At 37.0% G+C, this 15553-nt stretch carries 17 protein-coding genes; 1 reads left to right on the top strand and 16 read right to left on the bottom strand.

Features of this window, described 5'->3' with window-relative positions; translation table 11 throughout:
- Positions 1-10: 10 nt before the first annotated feature.
- The 13 genes from BLT95_RS10650 to BLT95_RS10590 all read right to left on the bottom strand — a co-directional run bounded on the left by BLT95_RS10650 (position 11) and on the right by BLT95_RS10590 (position 11663).
- Complete coding sequence (locus BLT95_RS10650) at positions 11-454, bottom strand: hypothetical protein (protein WP_089666076.1); 444 nt, start codon at positions 452-454, stop codon at positions 11-13.
- Between the two features lie 152 nt (positions 455-606).
- Positions 607-1467: an ATP synthase F1 subunit gamma gene (gene atpG, locus BLT95_RS10645; protein ID WP_089666075.1), complete on the bottom strand. Its 861-nt coding sequence runs from the start codon at positions 1465-1467 to the stop codon at positions 607-609.
- A 118-nt stretch (positions 1468-1585) separates the two neighbouring features.
- Entirely contained in the window at positions 1586-3166 is a 1581-nt protein-coding gene (gene atpA / locus BLT95_RS10640) for a F0F1 ATP synthase subunit alpha (protein WP_089666074.1), read from the bottom strand.
- Between the two features lie 44 nt (positions 3167-3210).
- Positions 3211-3765: an ATP synthase F1 subunit delta gene (atpH, locus tag BLT95_RS10635; RefSeq protein WP_089666072.1), complete on the bottom strand. Its 555-nt coding sequence runs from the start codon at positions 3763-3765 to the stop codon at positions 3211-3213.
- Between the two features lie 3 nt (positions 3766-3768).
- Positions 3769-4263 (bottom strand): F0F1 ATP synthase subunit B, encoded by a 495-nt coding sequence (locus tag BLT95_RS10630; protein ID WP_089666071.1) that lies wholly within the window; start codon positions 4261-4263, stop codon positions 3769-3771.
- 84 nt (positions 4264-4347) lie between these two features.
- Positions 4348-4569: an ATP synthase F0 subunit C gene (gene atpE / locus BLT95_RS10625; RefSeq protein WP_011711113.1), complete on the bottom strand. Its 222-nt coding sequence runs from the start codon at positions 4567-4569 to the stop codon at positions 4348-4350.
- 24 nt (positions 4570-4593) lie between these two features.
- A complete protein-coding gene (atpB, locus tag BLT95_RS10620; RefSeq protein WP_089666069.1) occupies positions 4594-5694 on the bottom strand; it encodes a F0F1 ATP synthase subunit A in 1101 nt (366 codons plus the stop codon).
- 135 nt (positions 5695-5829) lie between these two features.
- Positions 5830-6213, bottom strand: coding sequence for a hypothetical protein (locus tag BLT95_RS10615; protein WP_089666067.1), 384 nt, complete (start codon positions 6211-6213; stop codon positions 5830-5832).
- Complete coding sequence (locus tag BLT95_RS10610; protein WP_089666065.1) at positions 6214-6429, bottom strand: AtpZ/AtpI family protein; 216 nt, start codon at positions 6427-6429, stop codon at positions 6214-6216. It lies immediately after the preceding gene.
- Positions 6410-6808, bottom strand: a complete 399-nt coding sequence (locus tag BLT95_RS10605; RefSeq protein ID WP_089666063.1) for a polymer-forming cytoskeletal protein — start codon at positions 6806-6808, stop codon at positions 6410-6412. The genes BLT95_RS10610 and BLT95_RS10605 overlap by 20 nt, the downstream gene beginning before the upstream one ends.
- A 12-nt stretch (positions 6809-6820) precedes the next feature.
- The gene (locus BLT95_RS10600) at positions 6821-9361 is read right to left on the bottom strand and encodes a hypothetical protein (protein WP_089666062.1); all 2541 of its coding nucleotides are present in this window, start codon (positions 9359-9361) and stop codon (positions 6821-6823) included.
- A gap of 94 nt (positions 9362-9455) precedes the next feature.
- Positions 9456-10166 carry an ABC transporter ATP-binding protein gene (locus BLT95_RS10595; protein WP_089666061.1) on the bottom strand — a complete coding sequence of 237 codons (711 nt, stop codon included), beginning with the start codon at positions 10164-10166 and terminating at the stop codon, positions 9456-9458.
- A 12-nt stretch (positions 10167-10178) separates the two neighbouring features.
- Positions 10179-11663 carry a DUF5687 family protein gene (locus BLT95_RS10590; RefSeq protein ID WP_089666060.1) on the bottom strand — a complete coding sequence of 495 codons (1485 nt, stop codon included), beginning with the start codon at positions 11661-11663 and terminating at the stop codon, positions 10179-10181.
- A gap of 96 nt (positions 11664-11759) precedes the next feature.
- Between BLT95_RS10590 and BLT95_RS10585 the strand changes: the two genes are divergently transcribed.
- Entirely contained in the window at positions 11760-12809 is a 1050-nt protein-coding gene (locus BLT95_RS10585) for a ferredoxin--NADP reductase (RefSeq protein WP_089666059.1), read from the top strand.
- 3 nt (positions 12810-12812) lie between these two features.
- Here the strand turns inward: BLT95_RS10585 and BLT95_RS10580 are convergent, their stop codons facing one another.
- From BLT95_RS10580 to BLT95_RS10570, 3 genes are all read right to left on the bottom strand, one after another.
- Positions 12813-13880, bottom strand: a complete 1068-nt coding sequence (locus BLT95_RS10580) for a glycosyltransferase family 9 protein (protein WP_089666058.1) — start codon at positions 13878-13880, stop codon at positions 12813-12815.
- Between the two features lie 5 nt (positions 13881-13885).
- Complete coding sequence (locus BLT95_RS10575; protein ID WP_089666057.1) at positions 13886-14494, bottom strand: DUF4254 domain-containing protein; 609 nt, start codon at positions 14492-14494, stop codon at positions 13886-13888.
- A 120-nt stretch (positions 14495-14614) separates the two neighbouring features.
- Positions 14615-15538, bottom strand: a complete 924-nt coding sequence (locus BLT95_RS10570) for a DUF6427 family protein (protein WP_089666056.1) — start codon at positions 15536-15538, stop codon at positions 14615-14617.
- Positions 15539-15553 lie beyond the last annotated feature (15 nt).

The raw sequence follows: 15553 nt of genomic DNA, 5'->3' as shown, positions 1-15553 counted from the left end.
AGTTTTAGTCTTATTCCTTTTCTACAATTCCTGTTAGTTTAAAATATTTAACCTTATCATTTTGAGTAAATACAAGAATAGCTTCATCATCTTCAATTGAAAAAGGACTTTCTTCTGGCATTTGAGGCGGTTTGTTTCCATATTCCTTCTTTGGATCTTCATGCATTACCATATCTTCTGTTCCCATATGGAAATTTGCCACATATAAATTCGATTTTTCTTTGCTCTTATTTAATTTAGATTTCATCCCATGAAAATATACTGCTTCCATGTTTATTCTTTCGTCCTGAATTGCGGCAACAGGGATATTTAACTGTAAACCATCTGAATTGTAAGTATAATAAACATCATTAAACTGAGCGGGCGCCCGTTCCTGAAGATCTTTATTGCTTCCGCAGGAAGCAAAGAGAGTAAGAACAAAGATTCCTGCCATTAAGTGTAGTGCATTTTTCATATCGTTTGATTTTAAGATTTGAAGTTATAAAAACAAAAGGCATACCAAATAAAAAAACCCTCAAAAATGAGGGCTTTATTATTTGGTATGTCATCCTGAACTTGTTTCAGGATCTAAGAGATGCTGAAATAAATTCAGCATGACGGAATATATTATCCATTCAATGCTTCAGCACCACCAACGATCTCCAGGATCTCATTAGTAATAGAAGCCTGTCTTGCTTTGTTATAAGAAAGTTTAAGATCATCTCGAAGCTCTGTAGCATTCTCTGTCGCTTTGTGCATGGCCGTCATACGTGCACCATGTTCTGAAGCAAAAGAATCTCTAAGCGCTTTAAATAATTGCATTTTTAGCGACTTCGGGATTAGGTCTTTAACAATCTCTAATTTTGAAGGTTCAAAGATATAGTCCAGTTGTTTGTTCTCTTCAGAATCAAACTGTTCGATAGGCAAAAACTGTTCATGCTGAACTATTTGTGTCGCGGCATTTTTAAACTGATTGTACACCAAAACGATCTTATCGTACTTCTCATCAAGGAACAATTGCATCAAATCTTCAGCGATTGCTGAAGCATTTTCAAAGCTTAGATCGTCATATATCTCATTGTTATTCCTATAAACATCATATTCCTTCTTCAGTATATCATTGGCCTTTTTCCCAAGGGTATAGACATCTATATTTTTAGCTTTGTAATCATTCTTAGCCTTGTACTTAACTCCTTTTATAATATTGGTATTAAAAGCACCGGCCAGTCCCTTGTTTGATGAAATAGCAACGATCAAAACATTGTTCACTTCGCGCTCCTCGGCATATTTACTACCCGCATCATCATCTAATGTAGCACTTAAATCTTGTAGCAACTGGGTCAGCTTTTCAGAATAGGGACGCATTTGGGTAATTGCATCCTGAGCCTTGTTCAATTTTGCAGCCGACACCATTTTCATGGCTTTGGTAATCTGCATCGTTGAAGAGACCGAAGTAATCCTGCTACGTAATTCTTTTAAGTTTGCCATTTTTATTTAGTATTGAGTATTGAGTAATTAGTTGTTTTAAATTACTCAATACTTTTATAATTTTCATTTGTAAATACAATAATCCAAGATCTAATATCTCAAATCTGAGTACTCAATACTATTGCTTGTATTTAGCTGAAAGTTCTTTAGCAGCCTGAGTTAAAGTGTCTATCACTTCATCAGTTAATTTTCCTGCTTTCAGAGTATCCAGCGTATCTCTATGTTTTGTATCAAGATATGCGAGATATTCTCTTTCAAATTCTCTTACTTTCTCTACCGGCACATCTCTTAACAAGTTCTTAGAACCTGCATAGATGATCGCGATCTGATTTTCTACCGGGTAAGGATCGTTTTGTCCCTGTTTAAGGATCTCCACGTTACGCTGACCTTTTGAGATCACATTCATCGTCGCCGCATCAAGGTCTGATCCAAACTTGGCAAATGCTTCTAGTTCACGATACTGAGCCTGGTCAAGTTTTAGTGTACCTGCAACTTTCTTCATCGACTTTATCTGAGCAGAACCACCAACACGAGATACAGAAATACCTACATCAATTGCAGGACGAACTCCCGAGTTAAACAAGTCTGACGTTAAGAAGATCTGCCCGTCTGTAATCGAAATTACGTTAGTAGGAATATACGCTGAAACGTCACCCGCCTGAGTTTCGATAATTGGAAGAGCAGTAAGTGATCCGCCACCTTTTACCTTGTCTTTAAGACTTTCTGGAAGGTCATTCATTTGTTTTGCGATAGCATCATCGGCAATTACTTTAGCCGAACGCTCCAATAATCTTGAGTGAAGGAAGAATACATCCCCTGGGTATGCTTCACGTCCCGGTGGACGACGAAGTAAAAGGGACACCTCACGATACGCAACCGCCTGCTTGGAAAGATCATCATAAACGATCAATGCAGGACGACCTGTATCTCTAAAGTATTCTCCAATCGCTGCACCAGCAAATGGAGCATAAACCTGCATTGGAGCAGGATCTGATGCATTTGCAGCAACAATAGTAGTATAAGCTAAAGCTCCTTTATCTTCTAATGTCTTAGCGATTGCCGCAACAGTTGAGGCCTTTTGACCAATAGCTACATATATACAGAATACCGGCTCACCGGCATCATAAAATTCTTTCTGGTTAAGAATGGTATCGATACAAACAGTAGTTTTACCTGTTTGACGGTCACCAATTACCAACTCACGTTGCCCTCTTCCTACCGGTACCATCGCATCGATAGACTTAATACCTGTTTGAAGCGGTTCAGTTACCGGCTGACGGAAGATTACCCCGGGAGCCTTACGCTCTAGTGGCATCTCAAAAGTCTCACCTTCAATGGCACCTTTACCATCAATTGGAGCACCAAGTGTATCTACTACACGACCAACAATACCTTCCCCAACTTTGATAGAGGCAATACGTTGGGTTCTTTTTACATTAGAACCTTCTTTTATCTCCTTTGCAGGACCTAAAAGCACTACCCCAATATTGTCTTCTTCAAGGTTAAGAACGATCCCTTCAAGACCGCTATCAAATTGTACTAATTCCCCATATTGAGCATTAGCCAATCCATAAACGTTAGCAATACCGTCACCTACGGTTAGAACGGTACCTACTTCGTCTAGAGAGGCCTTGGATTCAAAACCTGATAATTGTTGTTTTAATATTGCTGATACTTCAGCAGGATTTACTTCTGCCATAATTATTCAAGATAAAATGGTACGCCTTGACGTACCGGTTTTAATTAAATTTTTGAAACGTATGTGTTATCTTTTAATTCTCTTTTTAGTCTTGTAAGGTTACGGGAAACACTTGCATCGTATTGCAAGTCTCCAACCCTTAATACAAAACCACCGATAATATCCTCATCTACGATGCTTTTGAGACTGGCTTTTGAACCTGTTAATTCTTTCACCTTAGCGAGAATTACAGTTTCAAGTTCGTTATCTAAAGGTACTGCAGTGGTAACAACCGCTTGCCTTACATTATTTAATTCGTTAAACTGAACGATATACTGTCTGGCTACAATGTGGAGGATATTAATCCTTCCATTCTCTAGCAAGATATCTATAGCGCCTTTGGAAATTGTATTAAGATCCTTGAATATTTCAAGCAAGGCACTTTTCTTAATACTATCTTTTACTACAGGACTGGTAAGCATATTTTCAAGGTCCCTACTGTTAAGTACAGTTTTGGAAATTGAGATCATATCCTCATTTACAGCTTCCGCTGAATTCTTATCCTTTGCTAAAGAAAGGATCGCCTTTGCATATCGTTGTGCAGCTCTGGTTCCTCTCATAACTTAGTTTAGCTTAGCATCACCAATCATCTTCTCGATCATCTGGTGTTGTTCATTCTTTCCTGAGAGTTCTTTACGAACAATTTTCTCAGCGATCTCCACTGAAAGTTCAGCTACATGATTTTTCAATTCTGTCATTGCCGATTGCTTTTCAAGCTCAATGCTTCTTTTAGCATCTGCAACGATCTTATCAGCTTTTACTTTAGCTTCTTCAGAAGCATCTGTAATCACTTTTTCTTTTAACTCACGGGCTTCTTTAAGAATCGCATCTCTTTCAGCACGAGCTTCTTTCATAAGCTGCTCATTGTCTGATTGTAGATTCTGCATTTCCTTACGTGCATTTTCTGCTGAAGCCAATGCATCGTTAATAGATTGTTCTCTATTCTTTATTGAACCAAGAATAGGTTTCCAGGCAAATTTCGCCATAAGGAAAAGCAATACTAAAAAAACGATGGTTTGCCAGAAGAACAAGCCAATTTCGGGAGTTATTAAATCCATAGTTTTAAATAATAATAGTTAAAAACATCATTTAAAGAAGTCCTTTCGCAACCAACCGTTACGAAAGGGACTCTTTGAAATTAATTATCTTAATACACCTAGTAAAGAAGCAACTACTCCAAAAAGAGCAACACCTTCTACAAGTGCAGCAGCGATAATCATAGCTGTCTGGATTTTCCCAGAAGCTTCTGGCTGACGTGCGATAGCATCCATGGCAGAACCACCGATTTTACCAACACCTACTCCGGCTCCTAGAACCGCTAGTCCAGCTCCTAAAGCTGCAAGACCTACATACAATAATTCCATAATAGAAAAATTTAAAAATTAAAATTAATGATGTTCATGTTCCTCAACTGCCATCCCGATGAACAGGGCAGACAGAATCGTAAAAATAAACGCTTGAAGGAATGCTACTAACAATTCCAGTACTGTTATGAATAAGGCAAACGGAACCGAAACCCCGGCAATACCTGCATTTTCTAAAATAAATATCAGCCCGATCAAACTCAGAATGATAATGTGACCCGCTGTAATGTTCGCAAACAAACGAATCATCAATGCCGCAGGCTTAATAAGCAACCCAAGTCCCTCAACAACTGCAAGGATTGGCTTTACCCAGGTTGGGATACCCGGCATCCAGAAGGTATGCTTGTAAAAATCTTTATTCCCATTGAAGATCATGATCAACATGGTAAAAAGACCTAAAGAAACAGTAACAGCTATATTCCCTGTTACGTTAGCTGCACCCGGTAAAAGTCCCATTAAATTCGTTATCCAGATAAAAAAGAATACCGATAAAAGAAACGGCATAAATTTCATATACTTCTTTTCTCCAATTTGTGGTATCGCGATATCATCTCTAACAAACAAGACTAAACTTTCAAGAGCATTATTAAAACCTGATGGTGCATGCTTATGCTTCTTGTGATGTCTCGCAAGACTGGTAAAGAAAAGTAGCATTAAGATCACTGTTAAGAACATAGCAGCTACGTTCTTTGTAATAGAAAGATCCCATGGCTTAGATGCGTTTAAAGGATGATGTTCTGCATCAAACTCAACGGCTTCAGCACCTGCATCCAGTTTATAAATATCTTCGTGTAGATTAACGAAACGCATTCCGTCTTTTTCAACCACATGATGCCCTTCTGTATCATGATGAAACTCACTGGACATGAAAGTTACAAACCCACCTTCAGTGTAAAGAATTACAGGTAATGGAAGTGTAACTGAGCTGTCTCCTGCTCCAAAGAAATGCCATTCATGAGCATCCCCGATATGGTGCATAATCATCTCGGTCGCGTTAAACTCTTCTTCAGCCTCCTGAAGTGACTTATGCTCCTGCTCGTGCTCCTGAGCAAAGGTAAACAAAGGGAAAATGGCAAATGCTAATGCAAAGTACAAGCTAATCACTAAAGATTTCCGTGCTGTCATAGTACCTGTTCTACTTAAAAATTATGGGCTCTAAATTTCCGTGCAAAGGTATACTTTTAATTTTTATCTGAAAGCCCGCCGTATATTTTTTTAGGTGTTTCGGTAATTTTAACGATTTTACTGAAAGACAGTTCGTTATTTTAAATTTAAAAGTTTTACAGCGTAAATAGTTTCAAAAATCAGGAACAAAAAATACGGGATAAAAAAGGCGATTAAATCCTGAAATGGATTAGGCACATCGTTCAGCATCATTGGTAACAGGAAAAGTACTGCTGCCAGCATTTTTAAAAGACTGCAGGCCATAAATGCAAATCCTGTCTTATCACTAAAAGATTTATTTACAAAAACCAGAAACAGATAAATGAGGAATGTTGCAATAACATGAAATGAATAAACTGCAACAGTAGAATAGTAAAATTCTATTTTTAAACTATAGTTTACTATTAAATATTGAATGGCAAAAAGTAAGATCGAAAACGGTAGGAACAGTTTAAGAAATGGAAATAATTTAGCTTGCATTTATTCGTCTTCATTCAAATTTTTAACCGAACGATACACCTGGTAGAGCGCTATAAAAACACCTAGCAAGGATAGAGAGATCGTATAGGCCGAATATTTATTTGGGAATTTTTCGTCCAGCCAGATTCCAAGAAATACTCCGGCAGCTATAATAATGCCCATTTGAAGCGCAATATTAACAAATCCCAGATATTTATTACGCTGATCTTTTTTCATTGTCTTTTTTAAGAGGTTTTACCCCGCCGGTCATTTCGCATGTTGCATTGAAGACCGCCCCGGGTTCTACAGCAAGCTTTCCTGCCACCACTTCACCCTCAATATTTGCAGCTCCTCTTAAACTAAGTACTTCTTTCACTAATAACTTACCTTTAAAATTCCCTTCAATATCGGCATTCTCGCATTCCAGGGTTCCATTAATCAAACCTCCTTTGCTTATTACTACTTTTCCCGGTGTTTTTAAACTTCCTTCCAGTGTTCCTTCAATCCTGAAACAGCCTTTTCCTGAAATTTCTCCGGTAATAAGTGTCCCGGCAGCTATTCTATTTTGTTCGTTTTGATTGGTTGTAGATTTCGTCTTTTTGCTTTCAGAAAACATAGTTTGTAGGGATTAGTTATTATCTAAATAACTTCTTAAATTTTTCTTAATTTGTACAATTCTATAATTTTCTGCCGACATTACAAAGGCTTCCCTGGCTATTTTGTAGTTTTTGTTCTCCTGTAACAATTCCTGGAAGCCCAGTGACTTCGATTTTGACTCCAATCCATGAACTACAACAAAACTTTGTTCAACGTCATAAACATCTAGCGATACACTAAGTTTTTTATAGCCTAATTCTGATAAAGCTTTTTCAATGGTCTCTTTCAGTTTAACAGTATCTTCTTTATCATCAGACTTTACAGGATAAATTATCTTAAAATTGGTTTGAAGGCTATCTGGAGAGAATTCAAGTTTCTTTAGATCTGAAATTGATCTATTTATGATATCCTGAGCTTTCTGTCCCTCCTGAGATTGTGGATAGGTTACAGATACATAATTTAGTGCCTTTTCGTAAGCATCAACGCCAAGTATTCTTGCCGTAGCCCTGGCCTTTAAAAGTTCAAATTTAGGCACCATAGGGTCTCCGGTAAACCGGGACACATATTCATTGGATTTTTTAATTACCTCATCTAATTCCTGATTTTCATACTGACGGAATAACTGGTTATAAAGAACTTCAGGACTATTTTCATCTCTTTGTATACTCTGGGGATTTCTTATAAAGGCTGCATACCTGGAATCTGAATAATTCTGAAGAATATCATTCTTCAATAATTCCTGATCTCTTAACCTGCCCTGGGCTCCATAGATCTTATAAAGATTATATTTTGCCGGAAGTACCAATCGCTCCTGAGGATTGTTATTCAATAAAAATTCGAGCCTTTTAGCAGCGAGATTATATTCCCCGTAATTTTCGTTATAAATGATTCCTAACTGGTAATAGGCCAAATTTTGCTGTGTCGCAAGACTATCTAGAACCAATTGCTCTCCAGGAATCTGATTTACGTAGGTCATAGGATCGTAAAGAGGATCGTTATCCAGGTTGATATCTGTTAATCTTGCCTGTGGATTAATGGAACTTTGATTTAATGCGGAAGAACCCCAGCGCCAGTTATCTGCCAGCTCCCGGCTTCCCCAGGTTCGCAAAAATTCCTGGGCACCTCTCGAGATTCGAATAGGATTATAAAAATAAAAAGAGTTTCCTGTATTAGCAGGGCCCGACGGAGGTAAATTTGCAGAAGGAAAATTATTCTCAGAGCCAATGCTGGCAGTATAAACCGGCAGTTCTCCTGCTTCAATATCTTTAATAGCTTTAGCTCTTAAAGAATCTGTATATTCAGTAAAATAAATGATACGCTCCTCTTCAGATAAACCTGCCAACCTCAAAATACTATCGGTTTCCTCTGCGATTTGCTCATATTTAATGACATCATCCAGATTCGTCCTTTTCTTTTTAATTGCCCTAAACTCTAATATTTCCGGAGACATATAGGTAAGGGTACTATCATAATATTTTCCTGCGTCCTGATACTTTGCACGATCAAAATTGATGTTGGCCAGTATCTCGTAATTGATAGATTTCAAATAAATATCACTGGATGGTGACCTTAGCGATTTATTATAATATTCCAGGGCTATTTCAGTAGAATCTAATCTGCTGTAATATTCTCCAAGCTGAAAATATATTTTATCCAGATAGGGTCTGTTTTCTCTATCCTGCTCCAGTTCGGTTAACAGGTCTAATAAATATTGATTATTTCCAGAATTGAAATCAAAATTTCGTGCTTTCTGTACCTGGGCATTCACGTAATAAATACGCGGAGACTTGCGATGAAGATCAATCACCTCATCAAACGCAGCATTTGCGGTAGCTGTCTCTCCCAAACGATTATGGAGTTGGCCAAGGATATAAAAATAGCGACCTTTCTCCTCATTATTATCTGTATAATCTGCAGCATCATATAAGGGTGCTGCTGCGCTGTCTATATGTCTTAAGTTTATATATGCCTGGGCAATACTTGCACTTGCATCGGCAATATCCTGATCTTCCAGCTTATCTGATTTCAGAATCTTTTTAAGGTTTTTTATCGCAAGCTTCTCATTTCCTATTCTAATATTCGTCTTCTCACGCCAAATCCGGGCATGATTAATATTGTCGCTTGCAGGATAACGATAGAGTATATAATTGAACGCATCCAGCGCCGGGATAAAACGCTGATCAAAATATCTCGCTTTTCCCAGTAAAAGATAAGCTTCATCCATTTGCGGATTTCTCTCTTTCCCGCCAATTTGCATGGAATGCTTTTGAATGGCTTTTACGGCCTTTTCTTCTGCCCTACCAAAATTCTGATTTCTCACACTATCTGGAAGCAAAATTTTCTCGTCTACCGCAAGCCTCTCCACCGGGAGAATATCCCAGTAATTATCTGCATAGTTCTGATTGATCTCTTTTCTACCCTGCTCTATTGCTAACTGGCCGTTGTACAGCGTATTATATTCAGAAGTTACCGCGTGATAATTTCTGTTAATAAAAGAATCTTTCTTTCTTGAACAGCTGAAGATTGCTGCAGAAAGCAGGAGAATGATAGTAAATCGAGTAAACGTATTCAAAATGAACCAATTGTGGGTACCATGAATAACTTTGATACAACTAGTTTAGTATGTAAAAGTAAACTTCTTTTTCTAAAGTCCAATAGGAGTCGAATTAGCCCTCTGCGATTTCTCTTGAAAAGTATTCTTCAAGTTCATTGAGGGTAGCTTCTGAAGTTTCTAAATCACGAACTATAACACCTTTATCCAACACTACGATACGTTCACAAACTTCAGTGACATGAATAAGATCATGACTGGAAATAAGCACCGTAGTGCCTGTAGTTTTTGAAAGTTCTTTCAGTAATTTCTTTAACCTAATTTGAGTGGTTGGATCCAGATTTGCAAAAGGTTCATCCAGGATCACTACATCAGGATCGCCAATTAGAGCGGCAACGATGCCTACTTTCTTCTGATTCCCTTTAGAAAGATCTCTCAGATATTTTTTCCGCCCAATAATTTCACCATTAAAGAGATCTTCAAACTGGTTAAGAAAAGTGTCAATATCAGCTTTATTTCTGTTTCTAAGCTCCCCGATGAAATAGAAATACTCTTCTGGAGTTAAATATCCAATTAAAAAGCTCTCATCGATGAAAGAAGAAGTAAAAGGCTTCCAGTCTTCACTTTGACTTACAGTGATCTCATTGTTGAAAATATTACCCGTTGTAGGCTGAATTAGATCCAGCAACAAGCTAAAAAAAGTTGTTTTTCCTGCACCATTATTCCCTACCAGGCCAAAATTTTGTCCTGAAGGAATATCCAGATGTTCTATATCTAAAACCTTAGTTCCGTTATATATTTTTGAAAGATTTGTTGCTGTAATCATTTTTTGAAATTTTTAATCTCCTTTTTGTTTAAAGCCCTGTATCATCACATATTTTCTTTTGCGATATCTTTGAGCCAGGAATGTTAGCAAAATTGGTCTTAAGATAAGACCCAACCCACCCAGAATAGCCAGAAAACCAACAGCTATTTCATAATTAATAAATTTATTGATGATCCAGAAGAAGAAAATTGGAATCAATAATAAAGGTAAACCAACCAACCACTGGGAGGCACCCGTACCCTGATAATTCATAAACGGACTCTTATCCAGGTCTATGGCTTTTTTATTGAACGAACCGGCATATAATAAAAGTGGTGCATTTACACCCATGTTATACAGGGCGCAAGCAAAATTCAGGATTAAAATATCCCATCCAAAATAAACATAAGGTGTAGATAATATAAATAATACAACCACGCTAAATGTGATCAAGCCAATTTTTGATGCCAGGTACTGTCTCATCGGAATATTCTGAGCCATGATCATTGGGTAATAAGATGAATCCCAGGAGGGAACGAACTGCCCGAAATTGATCATAAAAATCCCGGTTATAAAAATTCCTACAAAAACAAAGAATGCCGGCATTTCCTGATAAGTATCATTTGGATAGAAAATCAGTCCGTATCCAAGCAGAAGAAGCGACATATAAATAGTCGTTTTAGGCCTTTTGTTTCTCCATATTAGTTTAATGTCCTGCTGAAGGAATGGTGCTATACTGCCAAATCGTTTTGTCCAGCCAAATTCCCTGGTATTCACAGTTCTGTTTTTTCCTTTCAATCCTGCGTCTAAATAGAATTTTCCTAAAAGATTTTTATAGTTCCATAGATATAGAAGGATCAACAATAAAACAGGGACTACAGCCAAATACGGATTGATATATACATATTCAATCAACCTCGCAAAATAAGCGCTTATCTGAAAAATCGACAAATAGTCAAGTAGTGCCAAAATTAACCCGAGTACCAATACGGGGATGAGTGCTTTCAAATTTTCAGTAAAGCGTTTCTTAATAATAAAATTGAAATAGTTAACGCATAAGGTGATAATGTACATCGTGATCATCCATCCCAGCATATTTGCCACAGGATAACCTTCTTTCAAAATACAATAAAGCCCGAAAGGCACCACCAGCAATAATGGAAGAAAATTATAAAAAGAATACAGTGATTTAACTAATATAAAATTCACCACTTTCCATTTTTTGAATGGTAAGATCATCAGTGGTTTAATATCTATTACCGGCAAGGTTTGTAATAAAAACCTAAAAAGCAGCTCGAAAGAGAAGTAAGCAAGAGCAAAGGTGTTTACCACTCTTAAAGGATCTTCCTTTGGATATATCTCTTTTAACATTGGAAATAGTGCAATTCCCAGAATTAAAAACATTGCAGAAAAGTACAAAGCAAGAAAAGCCATCAGGATCTTTAAACCCAAACTTTTTCCAAAACTGGCAGATCTTAGAAAGGATTTCCACTCCAGCCAGACGAATTTCTTAAACATAAAAATCGCTATTTAATCAATTGGTACAGAAATTTAAACTTTTGTTACATTTCTAAAACCGAACTACTTTGTATTTTTGCGCACAAATAAAAAATAATGAGTCAGTTCTATCCGCTAAAAATAAAGGAAATAATTCGCGAAACATCACAAGCGGTGAGTTTATCTTTTGAGATCCCGGAAAAACTAAAAGAGGAGTTTACTTTCTCTGCGGGACAATATATTACTATTAAAACCCAAATTGACGGCGACGAATTAAGAAGAGCTTATTCTTTATGCTCTGCACCAAATTCAGGTGAATTTAAGGTAACGGTTAAGGAGGTTGAAGGCGGTAAATTTTCGGTAATTGCCAATAATAAACTAAGTGCAGGTGATGTACTTGACGTACACCCGCCTGAAGGTAAATTTATTTTTAAACCTGGAGAGAAAGCAAATAATTACGCAGCCTTTGCGGCAGGTAGTGGAATTACACCGGTACTTTCTATTATAAAAACGGTACTTCGTGATGAACCACATAGTAGGTTTGTACTTACTTACGGAAATAAATCTGTAGACGATACCATTTTTTTTAAAGAACTCCTTAAACTACAAGCAGAATTTCCACATAGATTATTTGTAGAGTTTGTTTACAGTAGAACCAGGGAAGAAAACTCGCATTTTGGTCGTATAGAAACCAGTACAGTAAATTACGTGGTAAAAAATAAATTCAAGGATCATCCTTTTAATAGGTTTTACCTATGCGGCCCTGAAGAGATGATAAACCATGTTTCTGAAGTATTAAAAACTAACGGAGTAAACGAAGATCAAATTCTTTTTGAACTTTTTACAACAACTGCTGAAGAAAAAGAAATTGTAGGGGATACTGATGGCCAAACTGCTGTGACTATTACGGTAGATGATGAAGAATTCACTTTTGCAATGGAGAGAACAGCTGTAGTGCTGGACGTAGCTCTGGAAAATGATATAGATGTTCCTTACTCCTGCCAGGGAGGTATTTGTAGTAGCTGTATGGCCAGAATTACTGAAGGCAAAGCTGAAATGAGCAAGAATCAGATCTTAACAGAAGATGAAATCAATGAAGGATTTATTTTAACCTGCCAGGCGCATCCAACAACTCCAACTCTTAAAGTGGATTTTGACGACGTTTAAAATTTAAAGATTTTCTAAAATTTTCTGAATAACTTTTCCCGGAGGAATGCTGCGCATTACCTCTTCGTAGCCCTCCGGAACATGATCTCCATACACAGATGTTGGTATTTTAGGGTATAGTTCCAGATCTGGTAAAATACAGTTTTCTATTGGCTGGTTCAGCGCTTTAAAGCCCGTATAAGGGTGCGTTATTCCCCAAAGACTAATTACAGGAATCCCATAGATAGCAGCCAGATGCGCATTTCCACTATCCATAGAAAGCATTACATCAAGATTGGAGATAAGGCTTAATTCTTCAGTAAACCTAAGTTTGCCTACCACGCTAACGGTATTGTTATATTTCTGCTCCCAGTTCGCCAGTTTTTCTCTTTCAGATTTTCCCCCACCAAAGAGAATAATTTTTATATCTCTTCTAGAAGAAAGACCTTCAATTACTTTTTCCATAAGATCCTCAGGATAGCATTTAGATTCATGCTGTGCAAATGGGGCAATTCCCAGCCATTTTTGAGACTGCTTACCAATGATTTCATAAACTTTTGAAAGCAATTTCCTTTTTGGGGGAGGCGTATATTCCGAAATGTCTACCGGAAAACCTAATTCTTTAAAAACATCAGCATATCGCTGGTGCGTAGATTTTAGCTGTTTTAATACTTTATTATTTTCACGGGTTATTGCTTTCTTTTCAGCACGTCCCTTATCAATCTGTTTGAATTTAATTCCGTAGAAATAAAACAAAGACCTAAGAACATTGGTACGCAATACGTCATGAAGATCTGCCACGGCATCGATCTCCTCATCACGAAGTTCAGTGGCCAAAGTTCCCAGACCAAGGACCCCACTATGCACGCCTTTGAGATCGGCTTCGTAAATTGTAACGTTTGGTATATGACTAAATAATGGTCTGAAAAATTGCTTAGTAAGTACTGTAATATGTAATTCCGGATATTTATTTACCAGAACACTAATCACAGGAACAGTCATAGCAACGTCTCCCATGGCTGAAAAACGTATCACTAAAATATGCTGCGCTTTCCCGCTATTATTAGCCGAATGACGTTCCGGGTCACTCATAATGTCTATTTATTACCTCTAAGTACCGGGTTTAGCTCCTCATCGTTATACATCTTCATCTGCTTATAAACCTTCATATATTTTTCACCCTTCGAGATCGCTTCCAGTAACTGGTTGATCGCTGTTGAAAGATCTACTCTTTGCTCCAGTAATACATCCAGTTTCGCCTTGCATTTCATTTGATGTTCCTGAGAAGCATCTTTTCTATTTGCCTCATCAGCCATATGATAGATCTTAAGTGCAAGAATTGAGAGACGATCTATCGCCCATGCGGGACTTTCAGAATTGATCGTCGCATCTGTATTTGGCTCAACATCCCTGTATTTTTTAAGGAAGTAGCTGTCTATATATTCAACCGTATCTGTTCTATCCTGGTTAGAGGCATCTATCTGCCTTTTAAGTGTAAGCGCCGCAACAGGATCTATACTTTGATCACGAATAATATCCTCGTAATGCCATTGAACCGTATCTATCCAGCATTTTCTATAAAGCAGGTGCTCCAAAAGATCTTTTTCTGGATCATAAGGGTTTTTAAACTCCTGATCTACATGATCTTTTTCGTGATATTTTTCAATTACTTCTTTAAAAATCTTATTGGCTTTATCTGAAAACATATCTAATTATTTCTACTGATTCTTGATTTACTGGCTACAGAAATACTTATAACCACAGCGACTACAAAGATATTATTTTTAAAAAGAGTACAGGTTCAAACTCTTATTAAACATTGGGGTCTACACGAAAAATGCCACTACAAAAGGCATAACAAGTAAAGTTATGAGAATAATCTCCTTTAATATTTTATCTTTTTTACTGTCAAAATAGTTTGAAGATATAATACTCAAAGGCACAAAAAAGAAAATAAGTTCACTTCCATTTTTTGTAGGAGAAAATAAGCTAACCGCAGCAGCAACCAATAAACTGAATATTATCATGGTTAATACCGGTCTCCTGGTGATACTGGCTTTTTGAATGGAAGAAAAATACTGAAAAAGTGTCCAGATGAGCAATCCCAGAATAATGCTTAGTGGAATTAATAATTCGAGATCTCCGTATCTAGTGAAATCAAAATTGCTGGCCTGGAACCAGTCTGAAAACGTGTAGAATTGATCATATGCAATTAAATGAAAACAAATGGTAAGGGAAAATACCGCCATAAAAGCTACAAATGGCACGAGCCAGTTCTTAAAATTTGATGCAAAATTCAGGATTGCAAAGAATACGATAAGAAAAAACAAAGCAGACCAAAAATGATAAAGTGTAGCTATACTAATCCAGAATGTTGCATCAAAAATCTTTTTCTGAACAAATTTATGAGACCTGAGACTTATAATTCTTCTCATTGCGAACAACACACATAAATTGGAAATTATTGCTGGTTCATTTCTTAAAAGACTGCTGAAAGAGATACAGAATAAAGCAAAAAGCAATGTTTTATAGGCGCTTCGCTTTGTAAGTTCATTTTTCTTAGCAATAAAATTAAGAACCAGTAAACTGAGGATTAGTAATAACAACCCGCCCAGTTTTTCAATAAGCTCCAGCCAGCCGAAGCCATTTTCCCAGTTAGTAAAATTAGCTCCAATATAAAAAATACAGAGCAACACAATGACCATAGAGAGGTTTATGGGTTTTGATTTACTAAAAAAGCTTGTTAGCATTCGGGTTTTTTATAT

Origin of the sequence: Gramella sp. MAR_2010_147, assembly GCF_900105135.1 — a bacterium.
In the GTDB taxonomy this organism is placed as follows: domain Bacteria; phylum Bacteroidota; class Bacteroidia; order Flavobacteriales; family Flavobacteriaceae; genus Christiangramia.
This window is presented reverse-complemented; position numbering and strand designations above follow the sequence as displayed.